The 19,372-nt window shown below is 74.4% G+C and carries 15 protein-coding genes and 1 pseudogene; 9 read left to right on the forward strand and 7 right to left on the reverse strand.

From position 1 onward, the window contains the following. Positions 1–157 precede the first annotated feature (157 nt). Positions 158–698: pseudogene (locus tag N8I86_RS05240) on the forward strand (hypothetical protein). A gap of 103 nt (positions 699–801) precedes the next feature. Here the strand turns inward: N8I86_RS05240 and N8I86_RS05245 are convergent. From N8I86_RS05245 to N8I86_RS05260, 4 genes are all read right to left on the reverse strand, one after another. Further along, positions 802–1,392, reverse strand: a complete 591-nt coding sequence (locus N8I86_RS05245; RefSeq protein ID WP_263277229.1) for a PadR family transcriptional regulator — start codon at positions 1,390–1,392, stop codon at positions 802–804. Positions 1,393–1,422: 30 nt separating this feature from the next. Next, positions 1,423–3,438: an NADPH-dependent 2,4-dienoyl-CoA reductase gene (locus N8I86_RS05250; RefSeq protein ID WP_073894621.1), complete on the reverse strand. Its 2,016-nt coding sequence runs from the start codon at positions 3,436–3,438 to the stop codon at positions 1,423–1,425. A 190-nt stretch (positions 3,439–3,628) separates the two neighbouring features. Further along, entirely contained in the window at positions 3,629–4,000 is a 372-nt protein-coding gene (locus N8I86_RS05255; protein WP_073894623.1) for a hypothetical protein, read from the reverse strand. A gap of 95 nt (positions 4,001–4,095) precedes the next feature. Further along, positions 4,096–4,977 (reverse strand): hypothetical protein, encoded by an 882-nt coding sequence (locus tag N8I86_RS05260; RefSeq protein WP_123438835.1) that lies wholly within the window; start codon positions 4,975–4,977, stop codon positions 4,096–4,098. Positions 4,978–5,299: 322 nt separating this feature from the next. Here N8I86_RS05260 and N8I86_RS05265 point away from each other — a divergent pair, with 322 nt between their 5' ends. Next, positions 5,300–7,378 (forward strand): SpoIIE family protein phosphatase, encoded by a 2,079-nt coding sequence (locus N8I86_RS05265; RefSeq protein WP_263277230.1) that lies wholly within the window; start codon positions 5,300–5,302, stop codon positions 7,376–7,378. Positions 7,379–7,465: 87 nt separating this feature from the next. On the opposite strand, the gene N8I86_RS05270 is transcribed toward N8I86_RS05265, so the two are convergent. After that, positions 7,466–8,317, reverse strand: a complete 852-nt coding sequence (locus tag N8I86_RS05270; protein ID WP_263277231.1) for a putative protein N(5)-glutamine methyltransferase — start codon at positions 8,315–8,317, stop codon at positions 7,466–7,468. 320 nt (positions 8,318–8,637) lie between these two features. On the opposite strand from N8I86_RS05270, the gene N8I86_RS05275 reads away from it, so the two are divergent. The 3 genes from N8I86_RS05275 to N8I86_RS05285 are packed head-to-tail and all read left to right on the forward strand — an operon-like array spanning position 8,638 to position 12,590. Next, the gene (locus tag N8I86_RS05275; RefSeq protein ID WP_073894629.1) at positions 8,638–10,035 is read left to right on the forward strand and encodes a hypothetical protein; all 1,398 of its coding nucleotides are present in this window, start codon (positions 8,638–8,640) and stop codon (positions 10,033–10,035) included. 45 nt (positions 10,036–10,080) lie between these two features. After that, positions 10,081–11,334, forward strand: a complete 1,254-nt coding sequence (locus tag N8I86_RS05280) for an AAA family ATPase (RefSeq protein WP_263277232.1) — start codon at positions 10,081–10,083, stop codon at positions 11,332–11,334. Further along, on the forward strand, positions 11,331–12,590 hold the full coding sequence (locus N8I86_RS05285) for a vWA domain-containing protein (RefSeq protein ID WP_263277233.1): 1,260 nt from the start codon (positions 11,331–11,333) through the stop codon (positions 12,588–12,590). The genes N8I86_RS05280 and N8I86_RS05285 overlap by 4 nt, the downstream gene beginning before the upstream one ends. A gap of 997 nt (positions 12,591–13,587) precedes the next feature. Here N8I86_RS05285 and N8I86_RS05290 read toward each other — a convergent pair. Continuing rightward, positions 13,588–14,685 (reverse strand): ABC-2 transporter permease, encoded by a 1,098-nt coding sequence (locus N8I86_RS05290; RefSeq protein ID WP_263277234.1) that lies wholly within the window; start codon positions 14,683–14,685, stop codon positions 13,588–13,590. Between the two features lie 132 nt (positions 14,686–14,817). Between N8I86_RS05290 and N8I86_RS05295 the strand changes: the two genes are divergently transcribed. Then, positions 14,818–15,216, forward strand: coding sequence for a MarR family winged helix-turn-helix transcriptional regulator (locus N8I86_RS05295; protein WP_073895328.1), 399 nt, complete (start codon positions 14,818–14,820; stop codon positions 15,214–15,216). A gap of 32 nt (positions 15,217–15,248) precedes the next feature. Here the strand turns inward: N8I86_RS05295 and N8I86_RS05300 are convergent, their stop codons facing one another. Then, the gene (locus N8I86_RS05300) at positions 15,249–16,010 is read right to left on the reverse strand and encodes a GNAT family N-acetyltransferase (RefSeq protein ID WP_073894634.1); all 762 of its coding nucleotides are present in this window, start codon (positions 16,008–16,010) and stop codon (positions 15,249–15,251) included. Between the two features lie 239 nt (positions 16,011–16,249). Here N8I86_RS05300 and N8I86_RS05305 point away from each other — a divergent pair, with 239 nt between their 5' ends. From N8I86_RS05305 to N8I86_RS05315, 3 genes are all read left to right on the forward strand, one after another. Continuing rightward, positions 16,250–16,855, forward strand: a complete 606-nt coding sequence (locus N8I86_RS05305; RefSeq protein WP_073894636.1) for a sulfite oxidase-like oxidoreductase — start codon at positions 16,250–16,252, stop codon at positions 16,853–16,855. A 61-nt stretch (positions 16,856–16,916) separates the two neighbouring features. Next, positions 16,917–17,636, forward strand: coding sequence for a ferredoxin reductase (locus N8I86_RS05310; RefSeq protein WP_123439823.1), 720 nt, complete (start codon positions 16,917–16,919; stop codon positions 17,634–17,636). 950 nt (positions 17,637–18,586) lie between these two features. Then, positions 18,587–19,171 carry an Rv1733c family protein gene (locus N8I86_RS05315; RefSeq protein ID WP_198960423.1) on the forward strand — a complete coding sequence of 195 codons (585 nt, stop codon included), beginning with the start codon at positions 18,587–18,589 and terminating at the stop codon, positions 19,169–19,171. Positions 19,172–19,372 lie beyond the last annotated feature (201 nt).

Raw genomic sequence — 19,372 nt, forward strand, 5'->3', positions numbered from 1 at the left:
TGCGCCGGACGTAGGAACCCGTCACCTGACCGGGCGCCTCCCGAGTGCGGCCGGGTCCGGGACCGCGTTGGCTGCGGTGGAGGCAGCACGGGCGTTTCCCGACCCTCGGCGGCGCATGGGACGTACCGCCAACCGTGCCGCCGGGAGGCCTAAGCCCATGGACAAAACGCGTCACCTCCTCCGTGCCGGCCTGACCCTGGCGGCCGCCGCCACCCTCCCGGCCGCGATCGCCGGGCCGTCCGCCGCCGCCTCGGGCATCTCGGTCAGCACCACCGGGACCACGGTCTCGGTGGTCACCAGCGCCTGCTCGCAGATCAACGGCAGCTGGGGCAACGCCGCGCTGCTCACCAGCAGCCAGGCGAGCTTCTCGCAGGGCCGTCAAGTGGCCCTGGCGGGCACCACCATCAGCCAGTCCGCCGCCTGGTCGGGCGTGAGCCCCGGGACCTACACCGTGGTGGTGGTCTGCTCCAGCGGCAGCACCGCGGGCAGCCAGTCGGTGATCGTCTCCTCCGCCGCGAGGCCGCCGACGACCGCGTCGACGGCGACGGCGGCCCCCTCCCGCGGTGTCGCGGGCGGCCTGGGCGCGCGCCCGCGACTACGGCCCGCTGACCCTGGGGGTCGGCGGGGCGCTGGTCGGCGGGGGTGTCGTCGCGACGGCCTGGTTCCTGCGCCGCCGCTCCAAGCCGTACCGCCTCTGAGACACCGGCACCGTCCCGACGGCGGGCCGGTTCGACCACCGCCGGCCGTCCGGCGTCGGCCGTCCCGCCGGCCGGCGGCCGTCGAACCGGCCCGTGGAACGCGTCAGTTCTCCGGCGGCCCGGCGGGCGCCGGTACGTCGTCCGGGAGTTCGCCGGGGCCGTCCGGACCGGTGAGGTCCGTCAGGGCGTCGGCGAGCCACCTCGTCCAGAACGTCTCCAGGTCGATGCCCGCCCGCAGGACGAGATGACGGATCCGGTCCTGCGGGGCGTCGCGGTCCGGCGGGAAGTCCCGCCTCTCGATCTCCCGGTACTCGGCCAACTGCCGCCGGTGCAGCTCCAGATGACGGCGCAGGTCGTCCTCCAGACCCGCCGTGCCGACCACGGCCGCCGCCCGCAGCCGCAGCAGGAGCGAGTCCCGCAGCGGCTTCGGGTCCTGGGCCGCGGCGGTCCAGCGGGCCAGTTCCGCACGGCCCGCCGGCAGCACCTCGTAGCTCTTCTTCTGCCCCCGGGCCGGCTGCGGGGACGGCAGGGTGCGGATGAGCCCCTCGGCCTCCAGCCTCCCCAGCTCGCGATAGATCTGCTGGTGCGTCGCGGACCAGAAGTAGCCGATCGACTTGTCGAAGCGGCGGGTCAGCTCCAGTCCCGACGACGGCTTTTCCAGCAGGGCGGTGAGGATCGCGTGCGGGAGTGACATGGGCTCATCCTAGGGACGTCACTCGCGGACCTAGAGCGCCGCCGCCAGCTCCGTGCCCTGCTTGATGGCCCGCTTGGCGTCCAGCTCGGCCGCGACGTCCGCGCCGCCGATCAGATGGGCGCTGCGCCCGGCGGCGACCAGCTCGTCGAACAGGTCGCGGCGCGGGTCCTGGCCGGTGCACAGCACGACGGTGTCGACCTCCAGCACCGTGCTCTCGTCACCGACGGTGATGTGCAGGCCGGCGTCGTCGATGCGGTCGTAGCGCACGCCCGGGACCATGGTCACGCCTCGGTGCTTCAGCTCGGCGCGGTGGATCCAGCCGGTGGTCTTGCCGAGTCCGGCGCCGACCTTGGTGGTCTTGCGCTGGAGCAGGTGGACGGTGCGCGGCGGGGCCGGCCGCTGCGGCGCGGCGAGGCCGCCCGGCGCCCGGTAGTCCATGTCGACGCCCCAGTGGCGGAAGTACGTCTCCGGGGACTCGCTCGCCTTGTCGCCGCCGTCGGTGAGGTACTCGGCGACGTCGAAGCCGATGCCGCCCGCGCCGAGGATCGCCACGCGGTCGCCCACGGGGGCGCCGCCCTGCAGCACGTCGAGGTAGCCGACGACCCGGGGGTGGTCGGTGCCGGGGATGTCCGGGGTGCGCGGGGTGACGCCGGTGGCGACGACGACCTCGTCGAAATCGGCGACGGTCTCCGGGGTGACCCAGGTGCCGAGGCGTACGTCGACGCCGTGGGCGTCCAGCTGGTGGCGGAAGTAGCGCAGCGTCTCGTCGAACTCCTGCTTGCCCGGGACCTTGCGGGCCACGTTGAGCTGGCCGCCGACCTCGTTGGCGGCGTCGAAGAGGGTGACGGCGTGGCCGCGTTCGGCGGCGGAGACCGCGCAGGCGAGGCCGGCGGGGCCGGCGCCGACGACGGCGACGCGCTTCTTCAGCCGCGTCGGGGCGAGCACCAGCTCGGTCTCGTGGCAGGCGCGCGGGTTGACCAGGCAGGAGGTGATCTGGAGGTTGAACGTGTGGTCCAGGCAGGCCTGGTTGCAGCCGATGCAGGTGTTGATGGCCTCGGGCGTCCCGGCGGCGGCCTTGGCGACGAAGTCGGGGTCGGCGAGCATCGGGCGGGCCATCGACACCATGTCCGCGTAGCCGTCGGCCAGCAGTTCCTCGGCCAGTTCGGGGGTGTTGATGCGGTTGGTGGTCACGAGCGGCACGGAGACCTCGCCCATGAGCTTCTTGGTGACCCAGGCGTAGGCGCCGCGCGGCACGGAGGTGGCGATGGTGGGGATGCGGGCCTCGTGCCAGCCGATGCCGGTGTTGATGATCGTGGCGCCGGCGGCCTCGATCTCCTTGGCCAGGGTGACGACCTCCGCCAGGGAGGAGCCGCCCGGCACGAGGTCCAGCATGGACAGCCGGTAGATGATGATGAAGTCCTCGCCCACGGCCTCGCGGACCCGCTTGACGATCTCCACGGGGAACCGCATGCGGTTCTCGTACGAGCCGCCCCAGCGGTCCTCGCGCCGGTTGGTCTGGGCGGCGATGAACTCGTTGATGAGGTAGCCCTCGGAGCCCATGATCTCCACGCCGTCGTAGCCGGCCTGCCGGGCGAGACGGGCGGCGCGCGCGTAGTCGTCGATGGTCCGCTCGACGTCCGCGTCGGACAGCTCGCGCGGCACGAAGGGGCTGATGGGCGCCTGGAGCGCGCTCGGGGCGACCAGGTCCTGGTGGTAGGCGTACCGCCCGAAGTGCAGGATCTGCATGGCGATCCGGCCGCCCTCGCGGTGCACGGCCTCGGTGACGGTGCGGTGCTGCGCGGCCTCGTCCTCGGTGGTGAGCTTGGCGCCGCCCTCATAGGGCCGGCCCTCGTCGTTGGGCGCGATGCCACCGGTGACGATGAGGCCGACGCCGCCGCGCGCGCGTGCCGCGTAGAAGGCCGCCATCCGCTCGAATCCGCGCTCGGCCTCTTCCAGGCCGACGTGCATGGACCCCATGAGCACGCGGTTGGGCAGCGTGGTGAAGCCCAGGTCGAGCGGGGTCGTCAGGTGGGGGTAACGGCTCATGGGGCCCTCCGTGCGCGGTGTCGTCGCCTCTTGTTGTAGAGGAACCCCGACTCTTTATGCAACTAGTTGCACAACCACGTGGAGGTGACTCGGACCACTCCCCGCCGGACGCCGGCCACGGCACGGCACGCCGACGCCCCGGCCGGCGGTGGGCCGGACCGGGGCGTGGGCGTCGTACGGACCTGTGGGGTCAGCGGCTTTCCAGGCGCAGGTGCAGGTCCCTCTCCTGGTCGCCGGAGGCCGCGCAGGTCTCCTCGACGGTGAACATCGAGTCGAGGGTGGTGCGGAACCGGTCGACGGCCCAGTAGCCGCCCTGGACGTCCGCCTGGACGGACGAGCCGAGGTGGACCGGCGGACACCCGTGTTCACGGCTGTCCGCGACGTCGTACGTTCCGAGCCACACCATCGGACGGGTCTCGTGGAGCTGCTGCGGATCCTCGTCGGCGCCCCGGTCGGACGCGAAGCAGGACCTCAGGGCCTCGAAGACGAGCCGGGCGTCTTCCTTGGAGCCGCTGATCTCCACCGTGACCGTTTCCGGATGCGACCGCTCCGTGTCTGCCATTGATCGCTCCTCTCGTGGCCGCGCTGCGGTGGAACGGGGTACCCCGCCTAACCGCGTCCATCCCCAGGAAAGCACCACGATCCCGGGAGCACACCTCAGCCGCGTGAGAACTTGTACGTCTTGCTGTCGGTCAGCACGCAGAAGCCCGGCGACACCACGATCACGCGCAGGATGCCCGTCCGCCGGTCGTAGTCGATGCCCTCCGCCTCGAAACCGCCCGAGCAGGAGCTGCGCAGCGGCAGCTGCCGTAGGGCCGTGACATGGCCGGTGACGTCGGACGAACCGTTCGGCGCGGCCGACAGGTCGATCTGGAGCAGCGGCTTGGTGATGCCGAAGAGGCTGCCCTCGGGGTCGTCGGAGGAGCACAGCAGGGTGGTGGGGCCGGCGAAGTCGCAGCCCTGGACGTCGCGCACGGCGTGGTCCAGGCGGACCGTCGAGACCTGCGGCAGATTCGCCGAGGGCGAGGTGGCGGCGTTGATCCCGGGGGTCGGGAAGACCAGCAGCCGGGTCATCGTGCCCCACTCCCCCGAGAGCATCCACTGGCCGTCGGGCGAGACGGCGTCCCAGGAGTTGTTGAGGGCCTCGCCGGGGCCGAGGGTGTGGACGTACTCCGACCAGGTGCCGCCGGGCGCCTGCACGCGGTACATCTTCGAGTTGCCGGAGTCCCGCTGGTAGGGCTCGATGTAGTAGCCGTTGTACGAGGCGTCGGGGTCGCCGACGTGGTTCCAGCCGCGGCTGGAGACTCCGAGGGGGATGGTGCCGATGCCGGTGTAGCGGTTGGGGCTGTTCGCCGGCACCTCCACCGAGGTCAGGCCCTGGCTCTCGGTCAGCGGGTCGGCGCGGTCGGAGCCGGTCTCGGTCCAGGTGCCGGCCGCGGTGGCGGGCGGGGACACGGCGAGGGAGAGGACGGCCGCGGTGGCGAGGGTGACGAGTCCGGCGAGGGCTGTGTGACGACGTTGCCGGGTGCGTGCGGGCATGGCCGACTCCTCGGGCGCGTGGGGGGGGTGGGGCACTCGGTCGGCGGACAGTCTGGCGTGGCGTCGTGGTCATGTACAGGCCAATGCAGCAACATGAGCGTGAACTCTCACGGACCGCGGAACCGGCCTGTACGGTCTCCGCAGGAGGCCCGCACCGCGAGCACCGCCGGCGTGGCGACTTCGGCGGACGTCCGCCGTCGTGTTGAGAGATGGTGGAGGTGGACGGCGAAGGCCTCGGAGAGTCGGGTGTGAGCGCGGTAGAACAAGGGGAGTCGGCACGGGGGACGGCGTGCCGTGCGGACGGGCGAAGGCGGTGCGTGGGATGAGTGCAGCCGAGGCTCCGGTGGCCGAGGGCGACGGGCCCGCGCGCGGCGCGATGCGGCCGGGCGGGCTCCTCGACGTGCTGGGCGTCGCCTCCGTGGTGCTGGACACCGACGGCCGCATCGTCCTGTGGAGCCCGCAGGCGGAGGAATTGTTCGGGTACACCGCGCAGGAGGCGCTCGGCGAGTTCGCCGCCCGGCTGATGGTCCACGAGCGGCATCTGGATCTGGTCGGCACGCTCTTCGCCGACGTCATGCGGACCGGACAGAGCTGGGCAGGCGGTTTCCCGATCCGCCACAAGGACGGCAGCACCCGTGTGGTGGAGTTCCGCAACATGCGGCTGCTGGACGACCGCGGCGACGTGTACGCGCTCGGGCTCGCCGCCGACCAGTCGACGGTACGGCGGCTGGAGCAGGACGTGGCGCTGTCCGAGCGGATGGTGAAGCAGGCGCCGATCGGCTACGGCGTCCTGGACATCCGGCTGCGGTTCGTCTCGGTCAACCCCGCCCTGGAGCGGATCAGCGGGCTGCCGGCCGCCGAGCACGTGGGCAGGACGCCGCGCGAGGTGCTGCCGCTGGTGGAGACCGAGGCGCTGGAGGCCGCCGCGCGGCGGGTGCTGGAGACGGGCACGCCGTCGATCGACGACGTGCTCGTCGGCCGCACGGCCGCCGATCCCGACCAGGACCACATCTGGTCGCACTCGCTGTACCGGCTCGAGGACGCCATGGGCAACGTGCTCGGCGTGGCGGTGTCGCTCGCCGACATCACGGAGCAGTACCGGGCCTCGGTGGAGGCGGAGCGGGCGCGGCGCCGGCTCGCCGTGATCGCGGACGCCTCGGCCCGGATCGGGACGACGCTCGAACTGGACCGCACGGCCTGCGAGCTGGCCGAGGTGGCCGTGCCGGAGCTCGCCGACGTCGTGGCCGTGGACCTGCTGGAGGCGGTGGTGGAGGGCCGGCCCAGTACGCTCGGGCCCTCGGAGTCCGCGATGATCCGGGCTTTCGCGCTCCGCCCGGAGGACGGCTCGGACGCCGTACGGGCCGCCGATCCGCCCGGCCACATGGCCCGGTACGCACCGGACCGTCTGGTCACCGAGTGCGTGCGCTCGGGCGAGGTGGTGCTGGTGCCCCAGGTCAAGGACGAGGACCTGCCCCGGATCGCCCGCTCTCCCGAGGCGGCCGTGCTGCTGGGCCGCGCGGGCCTGCACTCCTATCTGGCGGTGCCGCTGATCGCGCGCGGCGAGGTGCTGGGCGCGCTCGACCTCAAGCGGACCCGGAATCCGGCACCGTTCGACGAGGACGACCTGCTGCTGGCGCGGGAGCTGGCGTCCCGTGCGGCCGTCCAGATCGACAACGCGCGCTGGTACCAGAACGCCCGCAACACCGCCCTCACCCTCCAGCGCAGCCTGCTGCCGAGCCATCCACCGGTCACCACCGGCCTGGAGGTGGCCTCCCGGTACCAGCCGGCGGGCGCCACCAGCGAGGTCGGCGGCGACTGGTTCGACGTGATCCCGCTGGAGGGCGGCCGGACCGCGCTCGTCGTGGGCGACGTGATGGGCAGCGGCATCAGCGCGGCGGCGACCATGGGCCGGCTCCGTACCGCCACGACCACGCTGGCCTCGCTCGAACTCGACCCGGCCCAGCTGCTGGAGCACCTGGACAAGACGACGTCGGCCCTGGACCACTCCATCGCGACCTGCGTGTACGCCGTCCACGACCCGCATCTGCGGCAGTGCCGGATCGCCAACGCCGGCCATCTGCCGCCCGCCCGGGTCCGGCCCGGCCGCCCGCCGGAACTGCTCGACCTGCCCACCGGGGTGCCTCTCGGTGTGGGCGGGGTCGGCTTCAGGACCGTGACCGTCGACTTCGAGCCCGGCGACGAGCTGGTGTTCTACACCGACGGTCTGGTGGAGACCCGGCGCCACTCGCTGGACGAACGGCTGGACCTGCTGCTGTCCCTGCTCGACGGCCCCCAACGCCCGCTGGAGGAGGTCTGCGACTTCCTCCTGCGGACGCTGCACCACCCCGACAACCACGACGACGTGGCCCTGCTCATCGCCCGGGCGCAGCAGCTGCCGTGACGGCGGCGCGGCCGCCGTCGAGCGGGCATCGGGACGGGCACGACGGGGTGCCGGACCCGGCGGACCGGGCCCGGGGCCGCGCATCGGTCAGGGGCGTACGCCGGTCAGGGGGCGTACGCCGATCAGCACATGGGCGTACAGCTCCTCGGAGACCGCCAGACGGGTCGTCAGGCCGGCCCGGGTGAGCACCTCCCCGGCCGCCGCCGCCTGATGCTCACCGGTCTCGGTCAGGAGGCAGCCGCCCGGTGCCAGCCACTCGTGCGCCCCGGCGGCCACCCGGCGCAGCACGTCGAGACCGTCCGCGCCCCCGTCCAGGGCGACCAGCGGTTCGTGGTCGCGCGCCTCGGCCGGCAGCAGGGGGACCTCGGCGGTGGGGACGTAGGGCACATTGGCCGTCAGGACGTCGACGCGGCCGCGCAGTCCGGCGGGCAGGGCGTCGTACAGGTCGCCCTGATGGGCACGGCCGCCGACGGCCGCGAGGTTGCGCCGGGCGCAGCGGACGGCCGCCGGGTCGATGTCGGCCGCGTGCACCTCGGCACCGTCCAGGGCGGCGGCGAGGGCCGCGCCGAGCGCGCCGGAACCACAGCACAGGTCCACGACCACGCCGGCCTCCGGCGCCGCGGCCAGCGCCTGGTCGACGAGGAACTCGGTACGGCGGCGGGGCACGAACACGCCCGTCTCCACGGTGATGCGCAGTCCGTGGAACCGCGCCCAGCCGAGGACCTGTTCGAGCGGGAGCCCGGCGACGCGCCGGTCCACCATCGAGGCCGCCTCCTCGGCGCAACGGGCGGTCGCGAGGATCAGTTCCGCCTCGTCCTCGGCGAAGACGCATCCGGCGGCGCGGAGCGCGGAGACGACCCGGGCGGAGGACAACGGCGTACGCGAGGGCGGATCCGCGGGTGATGAGGGGGTCGAGGGCGTTGCGGGCGTCGGGGGCATGGAAGCCGAAGGCCTTTCGGGAGCGCGGGGCCCGGTGGCGCTCCCGCGGTCACCGCTGCCGGTGTACCGCGCCGTCATGAGGAGAGAGCACCCAGGCTGACACAGCGGTGATGGGTCTCACCTCCCCCTCGTCATGGCTCGTCGGGGTCGCGACGTCCGCGACCGGACGGCCACTTTACCCCAGCGGTCCGGACGGGCCGTGGGCCGAACGGAGTCCGGAAAAACCACGTGCCCCGCGCCGGGCGGGCGGCTACGCTCGCCGCGATGACGACTCAGACCTCTTACCGATGGGGGGTCCCGTCCGCGCAAGGTGCGTGCTGATGCCCACCTTGACCGCGCACGGGGATTCCCGGCTCGCCCTGTGGCTGCGCGTACGCCGGTACGCCGTGCCACCGTCCATGATCGAGACCGCGGCCGTCCGCCGTGGCACCGGCGACTGGGCGGGCGCCTGTGCCGCCGCCCGCGTCGACGTCGACCTCGATCTGCGTACCGTCGCCCGCGTACACGGCCGCGAACTCGCCGCCCGCATACGGTCCGACCTCCGCCGGCTCGCCCCGGACCTGCTGCGCTGGCACATGCCGAGGATCGCGCCGGACGGGCTGCTGCGCCCGGGCCTGACCCTCTCCCTGGCCCGCTACGGGGAGCCCGGCCGGGCTGGGGAACCCGGCCGCGCGTCCGCCGTGCACCTCGTGGCGCGGACCCCGCCCGCCTCGGCGGACGCCGGCCAGCGGATCGGTCTCGCCCTGTGGGATCCGGACCGCCCCGAGGCCGGCAACCATCCGCACCCGCGGCCGAACCGCCGGTACCGGCTCGACCTGCACCGCCATCTGTGGGACGCCGGCCGGGCCCCCGAACTGGGGGTCAGATCGGGGGCCGACGGGCCTGGGCCCCCGGATCACGATCCCCTCGGGCTCGTACCGGCCGGCCTCGACTGTGCCGTCGGCCGCTGGGCGGCGGAGGCGGCCATCCTGCTCCGCGCCGAAGGCCGCGCCCCCGGTGCCTTCGCGGTGCGCTTCGGCGGCGCGGGCCGGAAGACGCTGCAACTCGTCCCGGACGGCGGCGGTTTCGCGTTGGAGGAGGCGGCCGAGCACCCGGCGGGCGGGTTCCGCGCACTGCCCGTCCTGCCGGACGCGGCGACCCGGCTCTCGCCCGACCTGCAACTCCTGCGCGCCGGACTGCTCGCCCCGGACCGGCTGCACCCGCTGGTCGCCGCCGCGCTCGCGCCCGGCCACCCGGCCCCTTGTCCGCCCGGTGACCCTGATCCGGCGCACGGGGCGCGGCTCGTCGCGTGCCGGGGCGCCACGCACCGGATCGGCCTGGTCGACGGCGTGCTCTCCGCGCTGGACCACGACCCGGCCGAGGTCCGGCGCGAGGAACTGCTGGCCGCCCTCGGCGGTCCTCCGCTGCCCTGTCTGCGGGCCGTCGACGCGGCGCACCGGCGCCCGGACTGCCTCTCCGGCGTCCGGGAACGGCTGGACCACGGCGACACCGCCGGGGCCCTGGCGGTGGTCGAGGCCCTGCTGGGCCCCGAGGCGGTACTCCGCGAGGGCCCCCTGCGGGACACCCTGGCGACGGCCGCCGAGCGGCACATCGCCTACGGCCTCTACCGCGCCGGACTGAACGACCCCGGACACGCCGTCCCCGTCACGCAGGGCGCCGCCGACCGCCGTGCGCACCGGCCCCGCAGGCGCCCGCGCCGCGCCACCTCCGTCCGCTGAACTCCTCTCCCCCATAGCCCACTTCACGCCCCAAGGTGATCCCTCATGCCCGCACGCACTCCTTCCGTCACGATGCCCTATCACTCCGGAGCCACCGAACTAGGCGTGGCCGACGACCTGTTGGCCCTGCTGCACGAGACCACCACCGAACCGCGGGCCGACACCCAGCTGGAGGCGCTGACCCTGGCCGTGACCGCCGACCTCCCCGTACTGCTGTGGGGCGAGCCCGGCATCGGCAAGACGGCGGCCCTGACCCAGTTGGCGACGGCCCTCGACCTGCCCCTGACCACCGTGATCGCGAGCGTCCACGAGCCGTCCGACTTCTCGGGCCTGCCCGTCGTGGGCGACGACCCCGCCGTCCAGGGCGTTCCGATGGCCCCGCCGGACTGGGCGGTACGGCTCGTCCGCGCCGGCCGGGGGCTGCTGTTCCTGGACGAGCTGTCCACCGCCCCGCCCGCGGTGCAGGCGGCCCTGCTGCGGCTCGTGCTGGAGCGGCGGATCGGCACGCTGCGCCTGCCGCCCGGGATACGTGTCGTGGCCGCCGCCAATCCGCGCTCCTCGGCCGCCGACGGCTGGGAGCTGAGCCCTCCCCTGGCCAACCGGTTCGTGCACCTTCAGTGGACCCACGACCACGACGTCGTCGTACGCGGGCTCGGCGGGACCTGGCCGCGCGCCACCCTGCCCCGGCTCCACCCGGAACGCCTGACCGATGCCGTGTCCCACGCCCGGCGCGCGGTGTGCGCGTTCCTCACCGCACGTCCGGGGCTGGTCCACCGGCTGCCCAGCGGTGAGAGCCGCCGGGGCGGTGCGTGGCCGTCGCCCCGCAGCTGGGAGGCGACCCTGCGGCTGCTCGCCTTCGCGACCGCCGCCGGAGCGTCCCGCGACGTGCTGTCGCTGCTGGTCCGGGGCACCGTCGGGGACGGTCCGGGCCTGGAGCTGCTGGCGGCCCTCGACCGGATGGACCTGCCCGACCCGGAGACCCTGCTCGCCGACCCGGCGGGCGCCGAGCTGCCCCGGCGCGGGGACCTTCGGCAGGCCGTGCTGGACGGGGTGGTGGAGGCGGTCCGCAACCGGCCGGAACGCGCCCGCTGGGAGGCGGCCTGGGAGCTGCTGGTGCGGGCGGTGGAGACCGGTGCGCCGGACGTGGTGGTCGTACCGGCGTCCACGCTGGCCTCGCTGCGCCGCGACGACTGGGACGTACCGGCGGCGATCGAGCAGCTGTCCGGGGTCGTGACCCTGTCCCGGCGGGCCGACGACGCCGCCCGCCGGGCGACGCCCGCCGCACGGGGGAGCCGATGACGGCGGAGGAGTCGATGACGGTGGGGGCGGCGGGGGCGCTGGACCTCGGCAAGCTGTTCGCCGCACGGCTGCACGCGGCACGGGTACGGCCCTATCTGGCGACGGCGCTGTTCGCCCTGCACCCGGTGGAGTCGCGGCAGGTGCCGACGATGGCCGTGGACCGGCACTGGCGGTGCTACGTCTCCCCCGGATTCGTGGACCGCATGCCGGTGGAGGAACTGGCCGGGGTGTGGGTGCACGAGGTCTCCCATCTGCTGCGGGACCATCACGGGCGCAGCGACCGGGTCGCCCGCCGACGGGGGCTGACCGGCGCCGGGGACCGGCTGCGGATGAACATCGCCGCGGACTGCGAGATCAACGACGACGTGTACGGCGACGGCCTCGTACGGCCCGAGGGAGCCGTGACCCCGGGGCGGCTGGGGCTGCCCGAGGGCGAGCTGCTGGAGGACTACCTGCACCTGTTCCGGCTGGGGCCGCACCTGGCGCGGCTGGCCTGGCTGGACTGCGGCAGCGGGGCCGACGGGCTCGCGCGCGAGTGGGACGTGGGCCCGGACGGCGCGCACGGGCTGAGCGACCAGGAGCGGGACGCCGTCCGGTTCCGGGTGGCGCAGGCCATCAACGGCCGGCCCGGCAGCGCCCCACGGGGTTGGCGCCGCTGGGCCGAGGAGGCGTTCCATCCGCCGCAGCCGTGGCGGCAGTTGCTCGGGGCGGCCGTGCGCTCCGCGGTGTCCGGCCCGGGTGCGGGCGAGGACTACAGCTACGGCCGGCCGGCGCGGCGGTCGGCCGGGCTGCCCGGTGTCGTCCTGCCGAGCCTGCGGCGCAGACCGCCGCGGGTGTGCGTGGTCGTCGACACGTCGGGATCGGTCAGCGACGCCGAACTGGGCAGCGCGCTGCTGGAGGTCGCGGCGATCTGCCGGGCCGTGGGCGGGCGGCGGGAGCTGGTCAGTGTGCTGTCGTGCGACGCCGCGGCCGGCACCGTGCTGCCCCTGTGCCGCGCGGAGGGCATCGAGCTGGTGGGCGGCGGCGGGACGGATCTGCGCCAGGGCTTCGCCCGGGCGCTGAAGGCACGCCCCGACGTGATCGTGGTCCTGACCGACGGCCGGACGCCGTGGCCGGAAGCACGCCCGCCGTGCCGCACGGTGGTGGGCCTGTTCCCCCGCACCGGCCGCGCCCCGAACGAGAACAACCCCGACTACCGCCCTGACACACCCCCGGCGTGGGCCCGGGTGGTGACGATCGGAGGGACGGGGGGATGACGGGGCACGGCCACCGGGGCGGGGGCGGGGCGCGGGCGGTCCGCGGTCCGGCGACGTCGGGGGCTGCCGGCTGCGAGGGGGCGCCTCTGCCCTACGGCCCGCACTGGCCGGCCCGTCGGGCCGTGCGGTTCCTCGCCGTTCCTCACCCGCACCGGTCAGGAGGACGGACACCGTTGCCCCCCGGCGGGTACCGGCCGGTAGGGCGGACGCCAGGGTTCACTGCCGGTGCGGGCCGAGAGGGCGGACACCGGGGTTCACTGCCTACGCCGGCCGGAGGGCGGACGTCGGATTTCGCTGCGGTGCCGGCCGAGAGGGCGGACACCGGGGTTCACTGCCTACGCCGGCCCGGAGGGCGGACGCCGTTGCCCCCCGGCGGGTACCGGCCGGTAGGACGGACGCCAGGGTTCACTGCCGGTGCCGACCGAGAGGGCGGACGTCGGATTTCGCTGCCGGTGCCGGCCGAGAGGGCGGACACCGGGGTTCACTGCCGGGGCCGGTCCGGAGGGCGGACGCCGTTGCCCCCCCGGCGGGTACCGGCCGGTAGGGCGGACGCCAGGGTTCGCTGCCGGTGCCGACCGAGAGGGCGGACGTCGGATTTCGCTGCCGACGCCGGCCGAGAGGGCGGACCGGGGTTCACTGCCGACGCCGGTCCGGAGGGCGGACGCCGTTGCCCCCCGGCGGGTACCGGCCGGTAGGGCGGACGCCAGGCTTCGCTGCCGACGCCGGCCGAGAGGGCGGACCGGGGTTCACTGCCGACGCCGGTCGGGAGGGCGGACGCCAAGATCCACCCCCGACCCCGGACAGGAGGCCGAACCCCAAGATCCACCCCCGACCCCGGACAGGAGGCCGAACCCCAAGATCCACCCCCGACCCCGGCCAGGAGGCCGGACGCAGGAATTCCCGTCCGGTACCGGCCCGCGGGGCGGTCGTCGGAACTCCCGTCCCGTACCGGCCCGCGAGGCAGTCGTCGAGGGGCCCGGCCTGTCCGGTCCGGAGGTCAGACGCCGACCGTCTCCTCGACCTCTTCCTCGGCCTCCCGCGCCGCGCGGTCGGCGTCCGGCTCCGCGACGGGTTCGGGGGACCCGGCGGTGGTCCCGGGCGCCGGCGTGCTCCCGGCCGCGGCGGCGGCGTGCCGAGCCCGGCGGGGCCGCTCGTACAGGGCCGCGAGGCCGGTCGCGGCGAGGCCCACGAGCAGCCAGACCACCAGGGTCCACACGTCGGACGCGAGGCCGTCGCCGTCGAAGTACAGCAGGCTGCGGACGCCCTCCACGAAGCCCGCGCCGTTCCAGAAGGCGTGCAGCGTGCCGAAGAAGCCGTTCTGCAGCTCGGGCCGGAACAACCCGCCGGAGCTCGTGAAGTTCAGCATCACGAACAGCACCATCATGGTCAGCGTGGTCCAGCGCTTGAGGAAGGTGTGCAGGCCGACGCCGATCAGGAGGATGCCCGCCGAGTACAGCCAGGCCATCCCCCACACACCGGCGAGATCGTGGTGCGCGAGGTGGAACACCGGCCCGGCGAGCAGCGCGCCGATGCCGCTGACCACGGCGGACACCCCGAGGGCGAGCAGTGCGCGCACCCGCATCGCGAGGGCGGCGCCCCCGGCACCGAGCGCGGCGACCGAGGCGTAGGAACCGATGCTCAGGGCGATCAGCAGGAAGAACAGCCCCTGCCCGGTGGGGTCGTCGGCGACCGGCGCGGCCACGTCGGTGACCTTCAGCGGCGCGCCCTCCTTCGCGGCGACCGGCGTGAAGACCTTTTCCACGGCCGTGGCGCCCATGTCGGAGGCGGCCGTGGCCACCATCAGCTCGGGGGCCTTGGCACCGGGCACGTAGGCGCCGGTCACCTCGCGGGACTTCAGGAGGCCGACGGCGTCGGCGCGGGTGGGGACGGTGCGGACGTCGAGCCTGTCCCCCGTGGTGTCCTTCACCGTCTGCGCGAAGACCTTGGCCTGTGGGCCGCTGCCGACGATCGCCACCGGCAGGTGGTGCGGCTCCGGGGTGACGAAGGCCCCCATGTACGCGAGCCCCATGCCTATGCACATCAGCAGCGGGGTGACCAGGTGCGTGAGCACATGGCGCAGTGCCGGTGACCTCATCGCGTACGGCCTCCAAATGGTTGGCTTATACAACTCTCAGCTCAAGTTGTACTATACAACTAGAACGCCGGAGGAGGTATTCCCGTGAGCACACCGGAGGCGGAGTCGGCCGTCGAGACGATCCAGCGCGAGATGACGGTCTTCGCGCGCCGGGCCCGCGCGTCGGCGGGACGCATGCACCCGGAGCTGTCCCTGGTGTCGTACACCCTGCTCGGGCACCTGGAGGAGCGCGGCGGCTGCCGGGCCACCGATCTGGCGGCCCACTACGCCCTGGACAAGTCCACGGTGAGCCGGCAGGTGGCCGCGCTGGAGCGGGCCGGGCTGATCGAACGCCGGCTGGACCCGGAGGACCACCGGGTCCAGGTGCTGCATCTGACCGGGGCCGGCGAGGAGATCCTCGCCCAGGTCACCCGCAGTCGCCGGGCCGCGTTCCGGGAGCGGCTCGCCACCTGGCCGGCGGAGGACCTGATCCGGTTCGCGGCCTATCTGGAGCGGTACAACGCCGGGCCGGCCGGCGCGGACTCCGACTGACGGAGCCCGAGCGCGGCCCGCCCGGCGTCCGGCTACGCCACCGGCACCGCGGCCAGGCCGTCCGCCAGCCGCTCGGGCGCCCGCGCGGCCAGGAACGCGGTACGGCGGCGCAGCCGGAAGCCGAGGGACTCGTACAGCCGGATGGCACTCGCGTTCTCGGCGCTCGTGTGCAGGAACGGTGTCTCGCCCCGCTCCCGTATGCCGTGGGCGACCGCGAGGATCAGACGGCCGGCCAGCCCCTTCCCGCGGAACGCGGGGTCCGTGCAGACCGCGCTGATCTCGGTCCAGCCCGGCGGGTGCAGCCGCTCGCCCGCCATGGCGATCAGCGCGCCGTCGCGACGGATGCCGAGGTAGGTGCCGAGTTCGACGGTGCGCGGCAGGAACGGGCCCGGCCGGGTGCGCGTCACGAGGTCGAGCATCTCGGGCACGTCCGCCGGGCCGAGCCGGACCGCCTCCGCGTCCGGTGCGGCGGCCAGGCCGTCGTCCACGAGCTGCACCCCCTCGACCCGGAAGGTGATCTCCCAGTCCGCCGGCACCTCCCCGCGGAACCCGGGCAGCGGGACCTCGGCCCCCGGACCGGCCAGCGCGGCGAGGTCCGCCCAGTCCCGCGCGTCCGGATCGGCGGGCAGCGCCAGCCACGGCGACACGTCGACGGGGTAGCGCAGCACCCGGCCGCGCCGCTCGGCGAAGTGGGCGTGCGGCCCCGTCAGGGAGGCGAGGGCGGGGTTGTCGAGGACGTGCGGGACGCCGGCGGCACTCGGGCCGGGGGCGCCGGAACCGGTGGTGCGGCTCACGCGGTCACCTCGATCACGGTCCTGAAGACGGGGGCCTTGCGCATCCTCTTCCTCTCCTCGCTCCTCCGGCATCGTCACCGGCCACCGGAGCCGGCACTGAGCGCCGCACTGAACGGCAAGCGGGAGCGGCGGACCCCTATTCCCGCGCCGGCACAGAGTTCACGCGGCCGCAATGATCCGGCCGGCGCACAGCGGTGACCAGGGCAGGGGCACGCGGAACGACACAGTACGGTGTAACCATGAACGTCACGCGAGGCTTCACGGGCCGTCCGCGCGTCCACGATCCGGGGCTGCCGCCCGGGCAGTACGACGCGCGCGACGACTGGCCCGTCCTGTCCGCCGAGGTCACTCCCGACCTCGCGGCCTCCGACTGGTCCTTCCGCATCGACGGACTGGTGGAGCAGCCGCACACCTGGGACTGGGACGCGGCGCACGCGCTCCCGGCGTCGGCGTACGACGGTGACATCCACTGCGTGACCGGCTGGTCGAAGTTCGGCGTGCGCTTCGGCGGTGTCTCGCTGGACGCCTTCTTCGATGTGGTGCGACCCCATGGGTCCGCCACACATGCCGTCGCCCGTTCCCACACGGGGTACACCGCCAACCTGCCGCTGGCCGACCTGACCGGGGGGCGTGCCTGGATCGTCTGGGAGTACGACGGCGCGCCGCTGCCGCCCGAGCACGGCGGTCCCGCCCGGCTGGTGGTGCCGCACCTGTACTTCTGGAAGAGCGCCAAGTGGATCGCGGGGATCACGCTCCTCGACCACGACGAGCCGGGCTTCTGGGAGAAGAACGGCTACCACGCGCGCGGCAACCCCTGGGAGGAGCAGCGGTACTCCGGTGACTGAGACGGTGACTAACAGCGCGACCTCCTCCGCCCCGGCCGGCACCGGCGTGCCGCGGTTCGCCGTGCCCGGGCGCATCGAGGTGAGCGGTCAGGTGGCCGCGACGTGGCAGACCGCCACCCTGACGGAGATCCGGCGCGAGACCCCGCACGCCTCGACCTTCCGGCTCGCGGTGCCGCGCTGGGCGGGCCATCTGCCCGGCCAGCACCTGATGCTGCGGCTGACCGCCCCGGACGGCTATGTGGCGCAGCGCCACTACTCGATCGCGTCGGCGCCCGACGACTCCGGGCACATCGAGCTGACCCTGGACCGGGTGCCGGACGGGGAGGTCTCCGGGTGGTTCCACACGGTGGCCAGGCCCGGCGACACGATCGAGGTGCGCGGCCCGCTGAGCGGCTTCTTCGCCTGGCCCGGCGACCGCCCCGCGCTGCTGCTCGGCGCCGGCTCCGGGATCGTGCCGCTGATGTCGATGGTCCGCCACCACCGCCGGCGCGGACTCACCGTGCCGCTGCGGATGCTGGTGTCCGCCCGGAGCCCCGAGGAACTGATCTACGCGCGGGAACTGGGTGCGGAGACGACGCCGGTGTACACCCGCGGCGCCCCGGCGGGAGTTCCGGTGGGGCGTATGACGGCCGCACACGTCGCACCGCTCCTGGCGGAGCGGCCGACCGGTGGCTGGGAGGCCTATGTGTGCGGCTCCAACGGCTTCGCCGAACACGCTTCCCGCCTCCTGGTCGAGGCGGGCCAGCCGGTGGAACACATCCGCATCGAACGCTTCGGCTGAGACACCCGTCCCCGTCGGCCGACCTCCGACCGACGGGCCCGGCGGACCTCCGACCGACGGCTCGCGCGGACCTCCGACCGACGGCTCGCCCGACCCCTGCCCGGCGCTTCCGCTTACCTCTGACCGGCGCCTCGGCCGACACCTGTGGCCGACGGCTTCGGCCGCCCCCTCCCCCGCGCTCGGGACAACCTCTGGCCGACGCTTCCGCTGACCTCTGACCGGCGCCGCGGCCCACCCCTCCGGCTGACGGCTTCGGCGCGCCTCCCGTTGACGGCTTCGGCCGCCCCCGCCCGACGTCTCCCCCGGCCTCCGGCCGGCGCTCGGGTCGAGATCAGCCGGTCGCCGCGGCAGAGACCCGCGGAAGCCTCGGGTGGGCTCTGCCCGAGGCCGGGGAGGCCGGCGCCGGTGCAACCGCACACCCCCGCCGACTGGTTGCCGTTCGGCGCTCGCGCGCGAGCTGCCAGCCGGAAGCCGACGCCCTCGCGCCCCTCCCAGGCCGCCCCGGGGTCCCGCCACGACGACACCCCGGGCCATCAGCCGACAGCCGCGACTCTCCCCCGCCCGCAGGCCCCGTATCGGCTGCGTCAGCCCGAAGCCGACGCCCTCGCCACCCTCCTGGGCCATCCCGGGTTCCCGCCAGGACGACACCCCGGGCCGTCGGCCGACAGCCGCCACTCGCCCCCCCCCCCCCCCCCCCCCCGCACGCAGCCGCTCTCCGTAGCAATGCGGCTGCGGTCTGTGCTCCGGTCGCGCGGGGAGGTCGGTCGCGCGATGGTGGGGCGCATGGCGCGTTCCGTGCGTCACGCGGGCTTGAACTCGCGGTGCACGGCATGCGCGAGGTGCGCCGTACGGGGTACGAGACGGGTGGACGCGCGTGTGCGCGGGCGGAGGGGGCGACGGGCCCGAGGACCGGCTCGCTCCGACCCTCCGGCCCCGGCGAGGAGGTGGACATGCGTACCCGGGTGCGTGGCTGGCGCTGGCGGCGCAATCCGCTGCGACGCAGGTCGGACGTCGTGGAGGCGTGGACGGTGCTGGTGGTCGCCGTCCTGCTGTCGGTGGTCGTACCCCTGGTCGGGATCGCCGCGGGGCTGCACGCCCACGATCAGGCGCGGTCGCTCGCCGCGGCTCAGCGAGCCGAGCGCCACCAGGTGCGGGCCACGGTGATCGGCGACCCGCCCGAGCGGCTGGCCTCCGGGCAGGGCGACCGCGAGCATCCCTACCGCGCCCAGGTGCGCTGGACGGAACCGGGAAAGGCACCCCGAACGGCGTGGGTCCGTGTCCCGGCGGGGACGCACACCGGTGAGGTCGTACCCGTGTGGTTCGACTCCCGGGGCCGCAGTGTCGCCCCGCCACCCGACGACGTGGCGGTCTGGCAGCACTCGGTGACGTTCGGCCTGTGCGCGGCGGGCGGCGCGGCCGGGGTGGTGATCCTCGGGCACGGAATCGCCCGGCGGTTCGCGCTCCGCCACCGGCTGGCCGAGTGGGAGCGGGAATGGGCCAGGACGGGCCCGAGGTGGACCCAGCCGAGGACGTGACACATCCGCGTACCGTCCGAGGCGGCCGGCCCGCCACGTGGCAGTCGCCCGGCGCTGAAATGAACGGTGTGGGAGGCCACTTGGGCCGGAAAAACGCAACTTCGACATGGCCCGCGAAGGCGGCTACCTTCCCCTGGTCCTCGACGATCGCCCACGGTCGCACCGGAGTTCCTTCGGCTTGAGGCATCCCCGACCAGGGAG

The sequence above is a fragment of the Streptomyces albidicamelliae genome (assembly GCF_025642175.1).
GTDB classification, from domain to species: domain Bacteria; phylum Actinomycetota; class Actinomycetes; order Streptomycetales; family Streptomycetaceae; genus Streptomyces; species Streptomyces albidocamelliae.